The sequence below is a fragment of the Buchnera aphidicola (Rhopalosiphum maidis) genome (assembly GCF_003671935.1).
Classification (GTDB): domain Bacteria; phylum Pseudomonadota; class Gammaproteobacteria; order Enterobacterales; family Enterobacteriaceae; genus Buchnera; species Buchnera aphidicola_AL.
This window is the reverse complement of sequence record NZ_CP032759.1, coordinates 352,317-371,642: the sequence shown is the minus strand read 5'-3', so window position 1 is coordinate 371,642 and position 19,326 is coordinate 352,317. Positions and strand designations below refer to the sequence as shown.

Genomic DNA, 19,326 nt, shown 5'->3' with positions numbered 1-19,326 from the left:
TATAAAAATATTATATACTATATAATCGTATTTTTAACTTCTAATTTAACTTCATTAAAAATATATTTTTATCTAATTATATAGAGAATCTAAGTTATGAATTATCTTTATCAACGTGACTGTTTAAGACTATTAGATTTTACCACTATAGAATTAAAAAACATTATTACATTGTCTGAAAAATTAAAAAAAATAAAAAAAAGTCATCAAGAAATTAAATTTCTCAAACAAAAGAATATTGCTTTAATTTTTGAAAAAGAATCAACTCGTACAAGATGTTCATTTGAAGTTGCCGCTTTTGATCAAGGTGCACATGTTACTTATCTTGGACCTGGTAGTACTCATCTTGGAACAAAAGAATCGATTGAAGATACAGCAAGAGTACTTAGTCGTTTATATGATGGAATTCAATATCGAGGTCATAATCATAAAACAATAGAAATTTTAGCGCAATATTCTACTGTACCAGTTTGGAATGGATTAACTGAAAAGTTTCACCCTACACAACTCATGGCTGATTTGCTGACCATGAAAGAAATTTTTCCAAATAAAGATTTTTCTGATATAAAGTGTGCCTATGTTGGTGACTCACGTAATAATATAGGAAATAGTTTTTTAGAAGCAGCTTCAATCGTAGGATTAGATCTTCGTTTAGTATCTCCAAAAAAATGTTGGCCTGACAAAAATCTTTTTACTGAATGCAAAAATTTAGCAAAAAAAAATCAAGGTAATATAATCTGTACTGAAAATATTAAAGAAGGTGTTAAAAATACAGATTTTATTTATACCGACGTCTGGGTTTCGATGGGAGAAGATCAAACTATGTGGAAAGAAAGAATTGAATTATTAAGAAATTATCAACTAAATGATTCTATGATAGAAATGACTAAAAATCCTAAAGTAAAAATACTACATTGTCTTCCTGCTTTACATGATCAAAAAACAATTATAGGTAAATCTATACTAGAAAAATACAGATTAAAAGACGGAATGGAGATAACAGATAATCTTTTTCAAAAACATCAAAAAATAATTTTTGAACAAGCAGAGAATAGATTACATACTATAAAAGCACTTCTTATATCTAGTCTTGTAAAAGAAATTAATTTTTAAAAATGAATATATTTTATAAAAAAAATCATATTATTATGATAATAAAAAAATATGAAATTTATAATATGTAAAAAATCACTCAATAATTTTTTTTCTTATCTCTTTGTATACTGATAAGATATCCAATGCTATCTTTTTCACTATAATTAAGGAAAATAAACATTGAGAAATTCTCTGTATAAAAAAAATATAATTTCAATCAATGATCTTAATCGAAATGAATTAGAATTAGTATTAAAAAAATCTGCTTTTTTAAAAGAAAAAGCACAACCTAATTTACTAAAAAACAAAATTATTGCCAGTTGTTTTTTTGAAGCTTCCACACGTACTCGTTTATCTTTTGAAACAGCTGTTTATCGTTTAGGAGCATCAATAATAGGATTTTCTAATGGAGAAAATATTTCTCTAGGAAAAAAGGGAGAAACATTAGCAGACACTATTTCAGTTATAAGTTCATATGTAGATGCAATTATTATTCGACATCCTCAAGAAGGATCGGCACGTTTAGCTGCAAAATTTTCTAATGGAATACCAATATTTAATGCAGGAGATGGCTCGAACCAACATCCAACGCAAACACTTTTAGATTTATTCACTATTAAAGAAACACAAACTAAACTTAATAATCTAAATATTGCTATGGTAGGAGATTTAAAATATGGACGAACAGTTCATTCATTAACACAAGCTTTAGCTAAATATAAAAACAATCAATTTTTTTTTATTTCTCCTGATGCATTGACTATGCCAAACTATATCAGTGATATGCTTTATAAAAAAGAAATTCATTGGGAAAGATATAAAAACATAGAAGAAATAATTTCTGAAGTTGACATTCTTTATATGACTCGTGTTCAAAAAGAACGACTTGATCCAACTGAATATGCAAATGCTAAATCAAAATTTGTTTTAAAAACTTCAACGTTGAAAAATGCACGCAATAATTTAAAAATATTACACCCATTACCTCGCATAGATGAAATAGATAACGATGTTGACTACACACCTTATGCTTGGTATTTTAAACAAGCAGCAAACGGTATTTATGCGCGTCAAGCCATTTTATCATTAGTATTAATAGAAAAACATTTTTAATAAAAAAAATATGCAAATAAATAAACTTCAAGTAGAAGCTATTAGATCTGGTAGTGTAATTGATCATATTCCAGCACATATTGGTTTTAAATTACTTTCTTTATTCCGGTTTACAGAAACAGAAAAAAGAATTACTATTGGATTAAATTTACCTTCTCAAAAATTAGGTAAAAAAGATATTATAAAGATTGAAAATACTTTTTTGAGCGGCGATCAAATTAATCAATTAGCTATTTATGCACCATGTGCTACAGTTAATTATATTGAAAAATATAATTTAGTAGGAAAAATTTTTCCTTCTTTACCTAAAAAAATAGATCGTATTTTAATTTGTCCAAACAGTAACTGTGCTAGTCATAATCATTTTATGACTTCTAGCTTTGTTTTTACAAAAGATATAAACAATGAAATGAATTTAAAATGTCAGTATTGTGAAAAAGAATTCGCCAAAAATATAGTTTTATAATAAAAATAATTTAAATATTACATATTTTAAAAAATTTTATTTCTCTATTTAATAACATAAAAATGGTAAATTATGAATGTGATAATTAACACTGAAAATGCTCCGAAACCTATTGGACCATATTCACAAGCTATAAAAAATGAACATTTTTTAATTACATCTGGTCAAATACCTATTGATGTCAAATCAGGACATATACCAGATAATATCTCTGAACAAACATATATTGTATTAAAAAATATAAAATCTATTATTATTGCTTCAGGATATAAAATACAAGACATTATAAAAATAACAATTTTTACTACTAATTTAAATAAAATTCATATAATTAACGAAATATATGAAAAATTTTTTATAGATAATAAATCACTTTTTCCTGCAAGATCCTGTGTAGAAGTACAAAAGTTACCAAAAAACGTAAAAATTGAAATGGAAGCAATAGCATTTAAAAAATAAATTTAGTACAATTTTTAAATTATTTCCTACTATAATATCTTCAATATGCCGCAAAGCGGCATAAACTTAAACACTTCTACGACGAGAAAAAGATGACTTTGTTTCATTTTTAATAGAATTAGATTTATTTACACGATTTTCAGAAAAACGACGCTTGTTATTTTTATCTTTATTAAAAATAGAACGATTATGCGTTCTAGTCTCATAATTTTTATTATCACGTAATAATTTTATATTTATTTGTTTATTTAAAATTTTTGTTTTCATGAGATGTTGCAATAAATCTTTAGATAGTCCTTTGGGTAATTCTATAATTGAATAAGAAGAAAATAGTTTAATGTTTCCAATATTGCGACTATTAATATTTCCTTCGTTAGCAATGGCGCCAACTATATGACGTACTTCAACTCCATCATTTCGACCTACTTCAATTCGGTATAAGTCTATATCTTTTACATCTCGACGGTCACGACGACTTCGATTATTATTACGATTACTTTCTTCACGTCGGCGATCATCTTTAAAAGAAAACTCTCTAGATGGACGTCTTAATAAATCTTTTTTAATAATCAAAGGCCGTCCTCCTTGAGCCATTTTTAATAAAGCAGCAGCAAAGGTTTTTATATCTAAATCACCAGGAGAATATAATTTATCTAACAATGCACTGTACTCGTCTAAATCTCTACTTTCTAATTGTTCTTGTACTTTTTTTGCAAATTGTTCAAGACGTCTTTTACATAATAATTCAATTTTTGGCAATTGAACTTCTGGAATAGTTTGATTTATTGTGCGTTCAATGTTACGTAATAATCGACGCTCACGATTTTCAACAAATAATAATGCTCGACCTGCTCGACCTGCTCGACCTGTTCGACCTATACGATGAACATAAGATTCTGGATCCATGGGAATATCATAATTAATAACAAAACTAATTCGATCTACATCTAAGCCTCGAGCTGCTACATCAGTAGCAATTAAGATATCTAATCGACCATTTTTTAATCGTTCTAAAGTTTGTTCTCGTAAAGCTTGATTCATATCTCCATTTAGTGCAGCACTGTTATATCCATTACGTTCTAATGCTTCAGAAACTTCTAAAGTTGCATTTTTTGTTTTTACAAAAATAATTGTTGCAGAAAAATCTTCTACTTCTAAAAAACGAATTAATGCATCAGTTTTTCTACCATAAACCATCCAATAACTTTGTCTAATATCTGGACGTGTAGTCATATTCGATTGTATTTTTATTTCTTGAGGATTTTTCATGAATCTTTTAGAAATACGACGTATAGCTTCTGGCATTGTTGCTGAAAATAAAGCTGTTTGATGTTCTTTAGGGATTTGAGACATAATTGTTTCTACATCTTCTATAAAACCCATACGTAACATTTCGTCTGCTTCATCTAAAACTAATGAATGTAAATTTGAAAGATTAAGAGTTCCTCTTTTTAAATGATCTAACAAACGACCTGGAGTTCCTACAACAATTTGAGGTCCTTGTCGTAATGCTCGTAATTGTACTTCATATCGTTGACCACCATATAAAGGTAATACATGTATTCCTATTATATATTTAGAAAAATCTGAAAAAGCTTCAGCTACTTGAACAGCTAGTTCTCTTGTTGGAGCTAATACCAAAATTTGCGGTGATTTTAAGTTAATATCCAGGTTATGTAGTAAAGGTAATGAAAATGCTGCTGTTTTTCCACTTCCTGTTTGCGCCATTCCTAATACATCTCGTCCTTCTAAAAGTAATGGAATACAAGCTGCTTGAATAGGAGAAGGTTTAACATATCCCATGTTTGCTAAAGATTTAATAATAAAAGGATTTAAACCAAGAAAAGAAAACGTGCTTTCAGTATGAGTCATGCAATAGATATGCCTTTTAAGTTACAGTGGCCAGTCTACATAGCTCATGATGAAAATATATATTATTTATTATTCTCATTGAAAGTTGTGAACCGGCTCAAATTAAATGATCTAATAAACATGTTAAAAGTAAATAATATTTATTAGTTATTTCTAATGATTCTTTAAAAATATAAAATATTACATTAGCAAATAATGAGAATTATTTTTAAAAAAAATTAGATTTATTTTGTATACTATTCATATGGTACTATCTGATACGATATAAATCTATATTTTATTGAAAATAAAAAATTTTTAATCTGTTAATTTATAGAAAAAATTACAAAAAGAAGATTAAATTTTTTATTAGTTTAGATATAATTATATCAGATATAAATATTATTTATAGATTTATTAGGAATAATAGAATTATCTACTTCTTTAATACTTAATCTTAAACGTCCTTGACGATCTATTTCTAATACTTTTACTGAAATTATTTGATCAACGGTTAAATGATCAGAAACTTTTTCTACTCTTTTATCAGAAATTTGTGAAATATGTACCAAACCTTCTTTTCCAATACCTATTGAAATGAAAGCACCAAAATCAACAATACGAGTTACTTTCCCAGAATAAATTCTTCCTACTTCAATTTCTGCTGTAATTTCTTCGATTCTACGAATAGCATTTTTTGCTTTTTCCCCAATTGTTGCAGATATTTTAACTGTACCATCATCTTCTATTTCAATTATAGTTCCCGTTTCTTCAGTTAACATACGAATCACCGATCCTCCCTTACCTATTACGTCTTTAATTTTTTCAGGATTTATTTTAATTGTATGAATACGAGGTGCAAATTCAGAAATTTCTTTTCTAGGTTTACTTAATGCCTTTTTCATAACATTTAAAATATGCAATCGAGCGGATTTCGCTTTATTTAATGCAATACGCATGATTTCATTAGTAATTCCTTCTATTTTTATATCCATTTGCAAAGCTGTAATCCCTTCTTCTGTTCCAGAAACTTTAAAATCCATATCTCCTAAATGATCTTCATCGCCTAAAATATCTGAAAGTAAAACATATTTATCTCCTTCCTTAACTAGACCCATAGATATTCCTGCAACAGCAGATTTTATAGGTACTCCAGCGTCCATTAAAGCTAAAGAAGCCCCGCAAACAGAAGCCATAGAAGAAGAACCATTAGATTCAGTAATTTCAGATACTATTCTTATAGTATAAGGAAAATCATCTAATTTAGGCATAACTGCTAATAAACTTCTTTTAGCTAGACGACCATGTCCAATTTCTCGTCTTTTAGGTGATCCTACTATTCCAATTTCTCCAACAGAATAAGGAGGAAAATTATAGTGAAATAAAAAATTATCAGTTTTATCTCCTAGTAGTTCATCTAAATTTTGTGCATCTCGAGATGTTCCTAGGGTAACAGAAACTAAAGATTGCGTTTCTCCTCTAGTGAATAAAGAAGAACCATGAGTACGAGGTAAAACACCAGTTCTGATATCTAATGCACGAATCATATCTTTTTCGCGTCCATCAATACGATTTTCGTTATTTAATATGCGTTTTCTTACAATGTTTTTTTCAATTTTTTGAAAAATGTCTTCAATTTCCGACATATCCGTATTTGAATTTTCGATAAAAAATAGTTTTTTTATTTCTTCTTTAAGAAAATTTAATTTTTCATGTCTTTCTTGTTTATTAAATATTAAATAAGCACTGCTTATGTCCTTTTCAGCTAACTTTGTAATTTTTATTTCTAATTCTGTATTTATTTCAGGATAAGATATTATCCAAGGTAATTTACTTGCTTCGTTTGATAAAGAACGAATATTGTTAATAACTACTTGTTGTTGTTGATGACCGAACATAATAGCACCAAGAATTTTATCTTCACTTAATACTTTTGATTCTGCTTCTACCATTAAAACAGCATTTTGAGTACCTGAAACAACTAAATCTAAAACACTGGATTTCATATCATCAGTTGTAGGATTTAAAACATATTGATTATTAATAAAACCAACTCTAGAAGCTCCAATTGGACCATAAAATGGTATACCTGATAAACTCAACGCTGCTGAAGCGCCTATAATAGAAATTATATCAGGGTTTATTTGTGGATTAACTGATACTACAGTAGCAATTATTTGAATTTCATTAAAAAAACCTTTTGGAAATAAAGGTCGAATTGGTCTATCAATTAGTCGAGCAGTCAATATTTCGCTTTCACTCGGACGTCCTTCTCTTCTAAAAAAACCTCCGGGTATTCGACCAGCAGCATATGTTCGTTCTTGATAATTCACTGTAAGAGGGAAAAACTTTTGATTAGAATTCGTTATTTTTTCTCCAACAACAGTTACAAAAACAGCTGTGTCATCCATACTAGCCATAACAGCAGCTGTTGCTTGACGAGCCATTATACCTGTTTCTAAAGTAATTGTATGTTGGCCATATTGAAATTTACGTACAATGGGATTTAGCAAAATAATATCCTTAATATAAGACTAATTTTCTATTTATTATAAACTTTTAATTTTAAATATTGGAGTTGTAAATTAGTACAATATTTGATCTGTAAATATAATATTTGTTTTAAATATGAATTTAATTTACTTTTTAAATAAACTTTCTATTAATATTTTTTTAATAAAAAAAATCAAAACAAAATTGTAAAAAAAGGGCTAAAAAAGCCCTTAATAAAAATATTTTTATCTATTAATTTGAAATTTTTAAATATTTTTTAATCTTACAATTATTTAAAAAACTATTTATCGTCTTAAATTTAAACTTTTAATTAATTTAGTATAACAAGATATATTTTTTTTCTTTAAATAATTTAATAATTTTCGACGTTTCGAAACCATATTTAAAAGACCTCTTCGATTACAATGATCTTTTTTATGTTGAGAAAAATGCAATTGAAGATGATTAATTTGATTTGTTAATAATGCAATTTGAACTTCTGTTTTTCCAGTATTTTTTTCGTTTTGACCATATTTTAAAATTGTTTCTTTTATACCTATAATAGCAAGAGACATTAGATACTCCATATGTTTTAATCTATGTAAAAACTCATTAAAAATTTAATTAAATTATTTAAAAAATAATATCATGCTATTGTTAAATTTAATATAGATTAACTTAATTAGTCAACATAGAAACTAACCGATATGGAATTAATATTTGTTTAGAATTAATCTTTCCTAAACCTACAAATTTATTATTATCTTTTTCAAAAACACGTACTAAACTATTTTTAATATTAGATAAAAAAGGCACTTTTTGTCCTAGTTTAAAAACAGATAATTTTTTAATAGAAATATATATCTTAGGTAAAAAATGAATGGGAGTATCAATAGGCATTAACAAATCATCTATTTTTTTAAAAAAATTTATTTGTTTAGTATTTTCTTTATTTGATAAATTTTCTAAAAAAGTTAATTTAACTAATTTAGAGCAAGAAAGTAATCCTATTTTCAAGCGACGCAATGCAATTACATGAGCCCCACAAAACAATTTTTCTCCTAAATCTTCAATAAGTGTTCGAATATAAGTACCTTTCGAACAATGTACATTTAATTCAATCCAATTATCTTTTTGATTAATAAGAGTAATCTTATATATAAAAACACATCTGATATTGCGTTTAATATTTATTCCCTTTCGTGCATATTTATATAAAGGTATACCATTATGTTTGATAGCAGAATACATTGAAGGTTTTTGATTAATTAAACCTGTCAATGCTTTCAAAGCCAAGTTGAGGTCAAAAGAAGTAAAAAAAACAGGTCGTTTTCTTAAAATTATTCCATCAGAATCAGAAGTAGATGTTTTTTCACCTAATTTAGCAATTACATTATAATACTTATCAGATTCACTTAAATAATGAGAAAATTTTGTAGTTTCACCAAAACAAATAGGTAACATTCCAGTAGCTAAAGGATCTAAAGTTCCAATGTAACCTGCTTTTTTAGCATTAAAAATAATTTTTACTTTTTGTAAAACATTATTAGAAGACATTCCCTGAGGTTTATCTAATAATAAAAATCCATTAACATTACGTTTTTTATGAAAAAACATTTATCTATCCTTTATTTTATTCATAATATAATGTTATTATTTTTTTTTATTTTATTTAATAAAACAGAAATTTTATTACCTTTAAAAAAAGAATCATCATGAAAAAAAACAATAGTTGGAATGATTCTTAAATTCATTTTATTACATAATAATTTTCGAATGTATCCAGCAGCTTTATTTAATATAATTAATGTTTTTTTTACAGTTAAATTATAATTGTTTTCTAAAAAACTAATAAATACCTGAGCATAAGATAAATCTTTTGATAGTCGTACTTCAGAAACAGTAATAATGGTTTTAATACGTGGATCTTTAAGAGAGTGCTGTATAATAACAGCAATATTTTTTTGTAGTTCTTGAGAAATTCTAGAAGATCGACTAAATGATTTTTCCATGATTTTATTACCACATTTAAAATATTCTAAAAATGTATCATCTTTTATAAATTTAAATTTATAATATTCTTTTTACTTCTTTAACTTCGAAAACTTCTATAACATCTCCGATACGTAGATCATTATAATTCTTTATACCAATTCCACACTCCATAGAATGTCTTATTTCATTTATATCTTCTTTAAAACGACGAAGTGATTCCAATTCACCTTCATATACAACTATATTATTTCTTAATATACGAATTGGATTACTTCTTTTAACAATGCCTTCAGTAATCATGCATCCTGCAATTAATCCAAATTTAGGAGATTTAAATATGTTTCTTACTTCAGCTAAACCAATGATATTTTGTTTATATTCAGGAGATAAAAGACCGGTCATAGCTGCTTTTACTTCATCAAGTAAATCATAAATAACTGAATAATAACGAAGATCTAGATGTTCTAAATCAATTATTTTTTTAGCAGAAGAATCTGCTCGAACATTAAATCCTAAAATAATAGCATTAGAAGCCAAAGCTAAAGAAGCATCTGTCTCTGTAATTCCACCAATACCAGATCCTATAATATTTACTTTTACTTCGTCAGTCGATAATTTAACTAAAGCACCAGAAATGGCTTCTAAAGAACCTTGTACATCAGATTTAATAATAATTTTCAATTCAGAAAAATCATTTTTTTTAATGTTTTCAAACATATTTTCTAAACTTGATCTATTTTGATGAGATAGTTTAATTTCACGAGATTTATCTTTTCTATAAGAAGCAACTTCTTTTGCTTTTTTCTCATCACGTACTACAGTTACTTTTTCTCCAGCAAAAGGAACTTTAGATAAACCTAAAACTTCTACTGGAATAGATGGTCCAGCATGTTTAAGTATTTTTCCAGTTTCATTACGTAAAACTTTAATACGACCATATTCAAATCCACATAGTATTACATCTCCTTTTTTTAAATTTCCTTTTTGAACTAAAACAGTCGCTATTGGTCCTCTTCCTTTATCTAAAAAAGATTCTATTACAACACCTTCAGCCATACCTGTAGATATAGCTTTAAGTTCTAACATTTCTGACTGTAATAAAATTGCGTTTAACAAATGATCTATACCTTTTCCTGTTTTTGCAGAAATAAGTACAAATATATTTTCACCACCCCATTCTTCTGAAAGAATATTATATTTTGTCAAATCATTTTTAATTTGGTCTATATTAGAATCTAACTTATCTATTTTATTAATAGCAACAATAATTGGAACATTTGCTTCTTTTGCATGTTGAATTGCTTCAATTGTTTGTGGTTTTACTCCATCATCGGCTGCAATCACTAATACAACAATATCAGTAATTTTAACTCCACGAGATCGCATACCTGTAAAAGCAGAATGTCCTGGTGTATCTAAAAAAGTAATAGAACCTAAATCAGTAGTAACATGATAAGCACCAATATTTTGTGTAATTCCACCTGCTTCATTAGAAGCTACTTTTGTAGAACGAATATAATCTAATAATGATGTTTTACCATGATCAACATGACCCATAATAGTTACTACAGGAGCACGAACTGTAGAAATATTATTTCCTGTATCACGATCTTTCATTATTAATTCTTCTATTTCATTTTCACGATGTATAATAACTTTATGACCCATTTCTTCTGCAATCAACTGTGCTGTATCTTGATCAAGAACATGATTAATTGTTCCTATTATTCCCATATTCATCATGCTTTTTATTACTTCAGAACTTTTTATTGCCATTTTATTAGCTAAATCGCATACAGTAATAGTACCATTGATAACTACATCTCGATTAATAATTGATTCTGGTTTTTTAAAAGCTTGTTGTAGCAAAACAGATTTATTTTTTTGTTTTATATGTTTTCTATTTTTAGAAAGACGAATTTCATCTTTTTTGTTTTTTATTTGATTATTTTGTTTATTATTTTTCTTTTGACGATAATTTTTTATACTTCGATTATAATTTCTTTTATTTTTTTCTATTTCACGATCATTATCGTCTTCTGTATTTCGATTGTGAAGAAATGTTGTTAAATGATAATCTTTTTTTTCCTCCTTATATAATTTTCGATTTTCAGTGTTATCTTTTGTTGTTCTTTTCATATGAAATGGATGACTATTTAAGTCAGTATTTTTTTTTAAAGATTTATTTTTTTCATTTTTATTTAGAGAGTTAGAATTTTTTAATTGATTTAATTTATTCAAATTTGTAAAAGTAATACGAGTTTTACCTTCTTCTAAAATTTCAATATTTTTTTGTGAGTTTTTTTCTTTTGAAAGAGTCTTTTTAAACAATTTTAAATTATTTTTTTCTTTTTTTTGAGATAAAATTTTATTTTTCAACAGAATATCTAATTCAGATTTATTATTTTTAAGATATGTTCTTTTCTTTCTTACTTCTATTTGAACAGATTTATTTTTTCCTCCAGGAGTAGATACATTTAGAGTACTGCGTGTTTTTCTTTGTAAAATAAAAGTATTTAAAAAAGATTTGTTTTTAGTTTCTAAATACTTTAATAAATTTTTCTTTTCTTTTATATTGATGGAATCATTTTCATTTTTTGAAATTCCAATTTCAGATAATTTTTTTATTAATTCTTTAACAGATATTTTAATTTCATTTGACAAACTTTTTAAATTTGTATCAACCATACTATTTTTTCCTATTATCAGACTTTACTACCAAACCAACATATATTCCGAGCTGCCATAATTAATAAACCAGCTTTATCAGGTTTTAAACCTTCAATGTCAATTAAATCATCTATTCCTTGATCAGCTAATTCTTCTACAGTAAATATATTTTTTTCCGCTAATTTTAAAGCTAATACTTCATTCATGCCATTTATATTTAATAAATCTTTTTCGATTTTTTTATTTTTAATTTGATTTTCTTGATCTTCTTCAAGAAGAAGTAATCCATGTCTAGCACCTTCACGGACTAATTTCACTTCTTTTTCTGTTAGATTGTCAACTTCCAATAATTCATTAAATGGTATATAAGCTAATTCTTCAAGAGAAGAAAAACCTTCTTTAACTAAAGTTTTAATAATTTTTTCACTAACATTCAAATTTTTCTTAAAAATGTTAAAAGCTGCATAAGCTTCTTCTTTATGTTTAGATCTAAGATCTTCTGTAGTCATAACATTGAGCTCCCAACCACTAATCTGAGAAGCTAAGCGAACATTTTGACCATTTCGTCCAATAGCTTGAGCTAAATTACTTGAGTCTACAGCAATATCCATAGTATGGTGATCTTCGTCTACTATAATAGAAACGACATCGGCAGGAGCCATGGCATTAATAACAAATTGAGCAGGATTATCATCCCATAAAATAATATCAATTCGTTCTCCACATAATTCACTAGACACAGCCTGTACTCGTGCACCTCTCATGCCCACACAAGCTCCCACTGGATCAATTCGTTTGTCATTAGTTTTTACTGCAATTTTAGCACGAGAACCAGGATCACGTGCAGCCGCTTTAATTTCAATAACTTCCTCTCCAATTTCAGGAACTTCTATACGAAAAAGCTCAATCAGCATTTCAGTTTTTGAACGACTCAGAAATAATTGTGCACCGCGAGCTTCTGGATATACTCCATATAAAATACCACGAATACGATCTCCAGGACGAAAATTTTCTCTGGGTAACATACCTTCGCGTAAAATTAATGCTTCAGCATTATTACCTAAATCTAAAGTTAGATTATCTCTATTAATTTTTTTAACTACACCAGTAATTATTTGACCAACATATTTTCGAAATTGATCAACTAACATTGCTCGTTCTGCTTCACGTACTTTTTGAACAATTACCTGTTTAGCAGTTTGAGTAGTGATTCTGTCAAAATTTACAGATTCAATTTTATCTTCTATATAATCATTAATTTTAACTTTTTCACCTTCAAAACAAGCTGCTTCTAAAGTAATTTCTTTCGTTGGATGAGTAACTATATCTACTACCATCCATCGCCTAAAGGTACTAAAATTTCCAGTTTTGCGATTTATACTAACTCTTACATCAATTTCTTGTTCATGTTTTTTCTTAGTTGCTGTTGCTAATGCAATTTCTAAAGCTTCAAAAATTTTTTCACGTGGTAACGATTTTTCATTAGACACAGCTTCTACAACAGCTAAGATTTCTTTATTCATCTTAGACAACCTCAAACTAAAAAATTTTTCAAATAAATATTATAATAAAAAACCCCGAAGATTCGGGGTTTTAGGTAAGATCACCCTATTTATAAAAATATCAAATATTTTTTATATAATACCTTCGTATAGTTTTTTTATTAAAAAAATATAAATTTTAAGTTGTATACTAAAAAATAATACCGAGGATGGGACTTGAACCCATATGCCTAAAGGCACTATCCCCTCAAGATAGCGTGTCTACCAATTTCACCACCTCGGTAAAATATACAGAACTGTAAAAAATTTTTATATCAAAAATTTAACGTGGTAATTCATTATTTAATATTTTTAGTTCTTTTTTTTCTTTTAAACTACTTTTGTGTATATTATTTTCTAAAAAAACATCTGAATTAACTTTTTTATCATTAATATTGCATAAAATAATGCTAAAAATTAAAAAAAAACCAGCAAAAAAACCAATAGTATTTTTTATAAAACTACTGTTTCCAATATTATTAAAAAAATTGAGGTGATTTGATGCATTTAAATGTACAGTATTATTAAATCCCTTTCCTGGTTGTAACAAAATTAAAAAAATTAAAGAAAAAGATATGAGAATTAAAAAAATTAAAAAAAACAAATACATAAAATATTATTTTCCTTTTTTATAAATTATTTTTTAAATATACATCAATTCATATTTTATTTAAAAAATACCTTATACTTGTATAAATAAGTACATTATTAAATTATATATATTATTTTTAAAAAATTCTGTTTTAATATTTAAAAAATATTCTTACTTTTTTAATTAAATAAATATTAAAATAATATATTTTTAATTTAAAAAAAGTAAAATAAAATTTTTTATTTATATAAATTAAATTAATTTAATTACATCTGAAATATCATAAGCTAATTTTTTTATTTGCAGATAATTTTTACCTTCTACCATAATACGAATATATGGTTCTGTACCGGATTTTCGTATAAATAAACGACCTGACTCACCTAAAATTTTTTTAGATTTATAAATAATCGATTGTAATCTTATGTCTTTTTTAAAATCTTTTTCTTTATTAAAAAAAACGTTCAATAAAATTTGGGGAAATAATTTTACTTGTTGAGATAAAAAATATAGAGATGTATTATTTCTAATCATAGTTAATAATACTTGTAAACTAGCTATAATTCCATCTCCAGTAGAATGTTTATCTAATAAGATAACATGTCCTGACTGCTCTGCACCAAGAATCCATTTTTTTTCTTTAATTTTATTATAAATGTAACGATCTCCTATCTTTTTTGTTGCGCAAAAAGGAATACCAAGTTCTTTTAATCCAGAAACAATACCCATATTAGTCATTGAGGTACCTACTACTCCACCCTTTAATTGATTGTTTTTTAAATATTCTCGAGCAATTATGTAAATAATTTGATCTCCATTTATTTCATTTCCTAAATGATCTACCATAATAACACGATCTCCATCACCATCAAATGCTAAGCCAATATCTGCTTTTATTGATAGTACTAATTTTTTTAATTCCAAGATATTAGTAGATCCAGAATTTTTATTAATATTTATTCCATTTGGATAAATAGAAGAAGTTATAACTTTCGCGCCAAGATCTTGAAAAACTTTAGGTGCTACATTGTAAGTAGATCCATTGGCACAATCTACTACAATAGTAAACTTTGATAAGTTTATATTCCTAGGAAAAGTACTCTTACAAAAAGTAATATATCTTTTTACAGCATTTCTAATTTTATTGGAAAAACCAAAGTTTTTTGAATAGGAAGAATCATATAGAGAATCATCTAATTGTTTCTCAATAATATATTCTTTTTCTTCAGTTATTTTTATTCCATTTTTAAAAAAAATTTTTATTCCGTTATCATAAAAAGGATTATGAGATCCTGAAATGATAATTCCAGCAGAAGCATTTAAAGAATGTGTTAAATATGCAATTGCAGGAGTAGGTATGCAACCAGCTAATACAGTTGAAAAGCCTTTAGATAGAATTCCAAATTCTAACGAATACTGTAGCATGCATCCTGAAATACGTGTATCTCTTCCTATAATAAATTTTTTTTTTTATTTTCACCTAATACTATACTAATAATTTGTCCTAACTTTAATAAAAAATCTGGTGTTATAGGCTTTTTTCCTACTTTACCACGTATGCCATCTGTTCTAAAATATTTTAAATGCGTCATGATAATTATATCCTTGTATTTGTTTAAAATATCTTTTAGTTTTTAACTAAAATAAATTTTTTTATAAAAGAATAAAAAATAATTTTAAATTTTAGAAAACAAGATGAAGCTATAATAAATTTATGACTTCATCTTATTTTAATGCTTTTTTAAAAAATAATGTGATTTACATTAAAATTTTATTTCATTAATAAAAAAATATTTTTTAAAAACCAAATAAAAAATAATAATTTATTTAAATATTTTTCTTTTGATCAATTTCAGACCACCCCTTTGGTTGTCGAACTTCCCGTCGTTCCATTAAATCATCAATTTGAAATGAATCAATAGTTTCATATTTTATTAGAGCATCTTTCATTGCATGTAAAATATCAATGTTTTCATTTAAAATTTTTCTAGCACGATTATAATTAATTTCAATTAATAATTTTACTTCTTCATCAATAATTCTAGCTGTTTCGTCTGACATATGCTTTGCTTTAGCAACAGAACGACCTAAAAAAATTTCCCCTTCTTCTTCAGCATATAATAAAGGACCAAGTTTATCTGAAAATCCCCATTGAGTTACCATATTTCGTGCTAAATTTGTAGCTACTTTAATATCGTTGAATGCGCCAGTTGAAACATTTTTAGAACCATAAATAATTTCTTCTGCTAAACGACCACCATAAAGCGTAGATATCTGACTTTCTAACTTTTGACGACTAATACTAAGTGTGTCTGATTCTGGTAAAAAAAAAGTTATTCCTAACGCTTGGCCTCTAGGAATAATAGTTACTTTATGTGCAGGATCGTGATCAGGCACTAATCTTCCAATAATAACATGACCTGCTTCATGATATGCAGTGGATTCTTTTTGAAAATCACTCATTACCATAGATCTACGTTCAGAACCCATCATAATTTTATCTTTTGCTTTTTCAAAATGTATCATGGATACTACTCGATTATTAAAACGAGCGGCAAAAAGTGCAGCTTCATTAACTAAATTAGCTAAATCTGCTCCTGAAAAACCTGGCGTACCACGAGCGATAATCATTGGATCTACATCTTGAGATAAAGGAACTTTACGCATATGTACTTTTAAAATTTGTTTTCTTCCGCGAACATCTGGAAGTGCTACAACAACTTGACGGTCAAAGCGACCAGGTCGAAGTAGGGCAGGATCTAAAACGTCTGGTCTATTAGTAGCAGCTATCAAAATAATACCTTCATTACCATCAAATCCATCCATTTCTACAAGCATTTGATTTAACGTTTGTTCTCTTTCGTCATGACCACCACCTAATCCAGCTCCTCTTTGACGACCTACTGCATCAATTTCATCAACAAAGATAATACATGGTGCAGATTTCCTAGCATGTTCAAACATATCTCTTACTCGAGAAGCTCCTACTCCAACAAACATTTCAACAAAATCAGAACCAGAAATTGTAAAAAATGGAACTTTTGCTTCACCTGCTATTGCTTTTGCAAGCAGTGTTTTACCAGTTCCAGGAGGACCTACCATTAATATACCTTTAGGAATTTTCCCTCCTAATTTTTGAAAACGACTAGGTTCTTTTAAATACTCAACTAATTCGCTAACTTCTTCTTTTGCTTCATCACATCCTGCAACATCAGAAAAGGTAGTCTGAATTTGATCTTCTGACAACATACGTGCTTTACTCTTGCCAAAAGACATGGCTCCTTTTCCACCGCCCATTTGCATTTGACGCATAAAAAAAATCCAAACACCTATTAGTAATAGCATTGGAAACCAAGAAATAAAAATAGAAATAAGAAGACTTGGTTCTTCAGGCATTTCACCAATAATTTTAACATTTTTTGTTAAAAGATTATCTAATAACTTAGGATCGTTAATAGGAATATATGTAACATATTTACTGCTGTCTTTTTTAGTAACACTAATCATCCGTCCGTTAATATATGCTTCACGGACCTGATCTTGATTAACTTCTGATAAAAAAGTGGAATAATCAACTCTATGATTACTGGTATCGCTAGAATTAAAATTCTGAAAAACAGACATTAAAACAACTGTAATAACTAACCAGAAGATCAGGTTTTTAACCATGTCACTCAAGGGAACAACCTCTCATTAACATCTATTTTTAAAGAACAACACAGATTATAATTTTTTATCTGGTTGCTAGAATGAATATTTCTCGAGATCTTGATCGAGAAGTTTTAGGTTTACAAATTTTAATTTTTGAAAACAAATTTTTAATCTGTGCAAGAAATTCATTAAAACCCTCTCCTTGAAACGATTTTACTAATAGAACACCATTTCGAGATAATACATAATCAGATATTTTAAAAACTATTTTACATATTTCAATAATTTGTGGCATATCAATAGATGAACAACCTGTGATATTAGGCGCCATATCAGACATAATTAAATTAAAATTAATATTAGATAAATTACTTAACATTACATTTAATGTTTTTTGATTACGAAAATCTCCTTGAAAAAAATCTACGCCTACTATTTTTTTCATAGGTAATATATCACAAGCTAAAATATATCCTTTTTTCCCTATTTTACTGACTGCATATTGGGACCAACCTCCAGGAGAAGACCCTAAATCAAGAACGTTCATTCCAGGTTTAAATAGCCTATTACTTTTATCAATTTCTTCTAATTTAAACCAAGATCTTGAACGTATTTTTTTCCTTTTAGCCTCCTTGACATATTGATCTTTAAAATGTTCTGCTAACCAACGATTAGAACTATTTGATTTTTTTTTTGAAATCATACTCTCAGTATCTTTATAAACATTATTATTTCTTATTGTTAAAAAAGTATTAAGTTAGATATAATCTATTTTTAAAATTTTATATTCAACATTACCCGATGGAGTGCATATAGTAGCAATGGTATTAACAGTTTTACCAATTAAACCTCTTGACATAGGAGAATTTATAGAAATTAAATTTTTTTTAAAATCTGATTCATCGTCACCAACGATTTGATAAGTAAATACTTGATTATTCTTTATATTTAAAATAGTAACTGTAGAACCAAAAACTACTCGTCCATCATTTGATATTTTTGTTATATCTATAATTTGAGAATTAGATAATTTAGATTCAATTTCTTGTATTCGTCCTTCACAAAAACTTTGTGCTTCTCGAGCTGAATGATATTCAGCGTTTTCTTTTAAGTCACCGTGCTTTCTAGCTTCTGCTATTTCTATAGTAATACGAGGACGTTTTACATTTTTTAGTTTTTCAAGTTCTTCTCGAAGTTTTTCAGCACCTCTAACAGTCATTGGAATTAAATTAGTCATATAAAATACCTCATTATGTTACTTCTTAAAAAAATATAAAACTAATCTTTTTTTTAAGCATAAAAAAATATTTAAAAAATACCATTATTTTCTATAAAAATTTTTAAATATTTAAAAATTTTTATTTTATATAAGTAATGATTCAAATAAAAATATAGTAATA

Annotated in this window: 15 protein-coding genes, 1 tRNA gene and 1 pseudogene; 4 read left to right on the top strand and 13 right to left on the bottom strand. The window is 26.9% G+C overall.

What is annotated here, in order from left to right:
- The first annotated feature begins 96 nt into the window (after nucleotides 1–96).
- The 4 genes from argF to D8S97_RS01890 all read left to right on the top strand — a co-directional run bounded on the left by argF (nucleotide 97) and on the right by D8S97_RS01890 (nucleotide 3,133).
- Nucleotides 97–1,113, top strand: a complete 1,017-nt coding sequence (gene argF, locus D8S97_RS01905; RefSeq protein WP_158361205.1) for an ornithine carbamoyltransferase — start codon at nucleotides 97–99, stop codon at nucleotides 1,111–1,113.
- A 162-nt stretch (nucleotides 1,114–1,275) separates the two neighbouring features.
- Nucleotides 1,276–2,208: an aspartate carbamoyltransferase gene (pyrB, locus tag D8S97_RS01900; RefSeq protein WP_158361204.1), complete on the top strand. Its 933-nt coding sequence runs from the start codon at nucleotides 1,276–1,278 to the stop codon at nucleotides 2,206–2,208.
- A 10-nt stretch (nucleotides 2,209–2,218) separates the two neighbouring features.
- Nucleotides 2,219–2,674: an aspartate carbamoyltransferase regulatory subunit gene (pyrI, locus tag D8S97_RS01895; protein ID WP_158361203.1), complete on the top strand. Its 456-nt coding sequence runs from the start codon at nucleotides 2,219–2,221 to the stop codon at nucleotides 2,672–2,674.
- 72 nt (nucleotides 2,675–2,746) lie between these two features.
- Complete coding sequence (locus tag D8S97_RS01890) at nucleotides 2,747–3,133, top strand: Rid family detoxifying hydrolase (protein ID WP_158361202.1); 387 nt, start codon at nucleotides 2,747–2,749, stop codon at nucleotides 3,131–3,133.
- A gap of 66 nt (nucleotides 3,134–3,199) precedes the next feature.
- On the opposite strand, the gene D8S97_RS01885 is transcribed toward D8S97_RS01890, so the two are convergent.
- From D8S97_RS01885 to greA, 13 genes and pseudogenes are all read right to left on the bottom strand, one after another.
- A complete protein-coding gene (locus D8S97_RS01885; RefSeq protein WP_158361201.1) occupies nucleotides 3,200–5,005 on the bottom strand; it encodes a DEAD/DEAH family ATP-dependent RNA helicase in 1,806 nt (601 codons plus the stop codon).
- A 368-nt stretch (nucleotides 5,006–5,373) separates the two neighbouring features.
- Nucleotides 5,374–7,497 carry a polyribonucleotide nucleotidyltransferase gene (gene pnp / locus D8S97_RS01880; RefSeq protein WP_158361200.1) on the bottom strand — a complete coding sequence of 708 codons (2,124 nt, stop codon included), beginning with the start codon at nucleotides 7,495–7,497 and terminating at the stop codon, nucleotides 5,374–5,376.
- 285 nt (nucleotides 7,498–7,782) lie between these two features.
- Nucleotides 7,783–8,052, bottom strand: coding sequence for a 30S ribosomal protein S15 (rpsO, locus tag D8S97_RS01875; RefSeq protein WP_158361199.1), 270 nt, complete (start codon nucleotides 8,050–8,052; stop codon nucleotides 7,783–7,785).
- Between the two features lie 103 nt (nucleotides 8,053–8,155).
- Nucleotides 8,156–9,094 carry a tRNA pseudouridine(55) synthase TruB gene (gene truB, locus D8S97_RS01870; protein WP_158361198.1) on the bottom strand — a complete coding sequence of 313 codons (939 nt, stop codon included), beginning with the start codon at nucleotides 9,092–9,094 and terminating at the stop codon, nucleotides 8,156–8,158.
- Nucleotides 9,095–9,114: 20 nt separating this feature from the next.
- A complete protein-coding gene (gene rbfA / locus D8S97_RS01865) occupies nucleotides 9,115–9,489 on the bottom strand; it encodes a 30S ribosome-binding factor RbfA (RefSeq protein ID WP_158361197.1) in 375 nt (124 codons plus the stop codon).
- 58 nt (nucleotides 9,490–9,547) lie between these two features.
- Nucleotides 9,548–12,160: a translation initiation factor IF-2 gene (gene infB, locus D8S97_RS01860; RefSeq protein ID WP_158361196.1), complete on the bottom strand. Its 2,613-nt coding sequence runs from the start codon at nucleotides 12,158–12,160 to the stop codon at nucleotides 9,548–9,550.
- 17 nt (nucleotides 12,161–12,177) lie between these two features.
- A complete protein-coding gene (gene nusA / locus D8S97_RS01855; protein WP_158361195.1) occupies nucleotides 12,178–13,665 on the bottom strand; it encodes a transcription termination factor NusA in 1,488 nt (495 codons plus the stop codon).
- A gap of 180 nt (nucleotides 13,666–13,845) precedes the next feature.
- Nucleotides 13,846–13,927 (bottom strand) — tRNA-Leu (locus tag D8S97_RS03125).
- Nucleotides 13,928–13,966: 39 nt separating this feature from the next.
- The gene (gene secG, locus D8S97_RS01850; RefSeq protein WP_158361194.1) at nucleotides 13,967–14,293 is read right to left on the bottom strand and encodes a preprotein translocase subunit SecG; all 327 of its coding nucleotides are present in this window, start codon (nucleotides 14,291–14,293) and stop codon (nucleotides 13,967–13,969) included.
- Between the two features lie 234 nt (nucleotides 14,294–14,527).
- Nucleotides 14,528–15,867 (bottom strand): annotated as a pseudogene (gene glmM, locus D8S97_RS01845) (phosphoglucosamine mutase).
- A gap of 235 nt (nucleotides 15,868–16,102) precedes the next feature.
- A complete protein-coding gene (gene ftsH, locus D8S97_RS01840) occupies nucleotides 16,103–17,944 on the bottom strand; it encodes an ATP-dependent zinc metalloprotease FtsH (protein WP_158361193.1) in 1,842 nt (613 codons plus the stop codon).
- 64 nt (nucleotides 17,945–18,008) lie between these two features.
- Nucleotides 18,009–18,629, bottom strand: a complete 621-nt coding sequence (gene rlmE / locus D8S97_RS01835) for a 23S rRNA (uridine(2552)-2'-O)-methyltransferase RlmE (RefSeq protein WP_158361192.1) — start codon at nucleotides 18,627–18,629, stop codon at nucleotides 18,009–18,011.
- 54 nt (nucleotides 18,630–18,683) lie between these two features.
- Entirely contained in the window at nucleotides 18,684–19,163 is a 480-nt protein-coding gene (gene greA / locus D8S97_RS01830; protein WP_158361191.1) for a transcription elongation factor GreA, read from the bottom strand.
- Nucleotides 19,164–19,326 lie beyond the last annotated feature (163 nt).

What these genes read in the sequence shown, in the direction of transcription:
- argF (WP_158361205.1), top strand. Translation starts at nt 97, where the DNA reads ATGAATTATCTTTATCAACGTGACTGTTTAAGACTATTAGATTTTACC.
- pyrI (WP_158361203.1), top strand. Translation starts at nt 2,219, where the DNA reads ATGCAAATAAATAAACTTCAAGTAGAAGCTATTAGATCTGGTAGTGTA.
- D8S97_RS01890 (WP_158361202.1), top strand. Translation starts at nt 2,747, where the DNA reads ATGAATGTGATAATTAACACTGAAAATGCTCCGAAACCTATTGGACCA.
- D8S97_RS01885 (WP_158361201.1), bottom strand. Translation starts at nt 5,005, where the DNA reads ATGACTCATACTGAAAGCACGTTTTCTTTTCTTGGTTTAAATCCTTTT.
- rpsO (WP_158361199.1), bottom strand. Translation starts at nt 8,052, where the DNA reads ATGTCTCTTGCTATTATAGGTATAAAAGAAACAATTTTAAAATATGGT.
- truB (WP_158361198.1), bottom strand. Translation starts at nt 9,094, where the DNA reads ATGTTTTTTCATAAAAAACGTAATGTTAATGGATTTTTATTATTAGAT.
- rbfA (WP_158361197.1), bottom strand. Translation starts at nt 9,489, where the DNA reads ATGGAAAAATCATTTAGTCGATCTTCTAGAATTTCTCAAGAACTACAA.
- infB (WP_158361196.1), bottom strand. Translation starts at nt 12,160, where the DNA reads ATGGTTGATACAAATTTAAAAAGTTTGTCAAATGAAATTAAAATATCT.
- nusA (WP_158361195.1), bottom strand. Translation starts at nt 13,665, where the DNA reads ATGAATAAAGAAATCTTAGCTGTTGTAGAAGCTGTGTCTAATGAAAAA.
- secG (WP_158361194.1), bottom strand. Translation starts at nt 14,293, where the DNA reads ATGTATTTGTTTTTTTTAATTTTTTTAATTCTCATATCTTTTTCTTTA.
- ftsH (WP_158361193.1), bottom strand. Translation starts at nt 17,944, where the DNA reads ATGGTTAAAAACCTGATCTTCTGGTTAGTTATTACAGTTGTTTTAATG.
- rlmE (WP_158361192.1), bottom strand. Translation starts at nt 18,629, where the DNA reads ATGATTTCAAAAAAAAAATCAAATAGTTCTAATCGTTGGTTAGCAGAA.
- greA (WP_158361191.1), bottom strand. Translation starts at nt 19,163, where the DNA reads ATGACTAATTTAATTCCAATGACTGTTAGAGGTGCTGAAAAACTTCGA.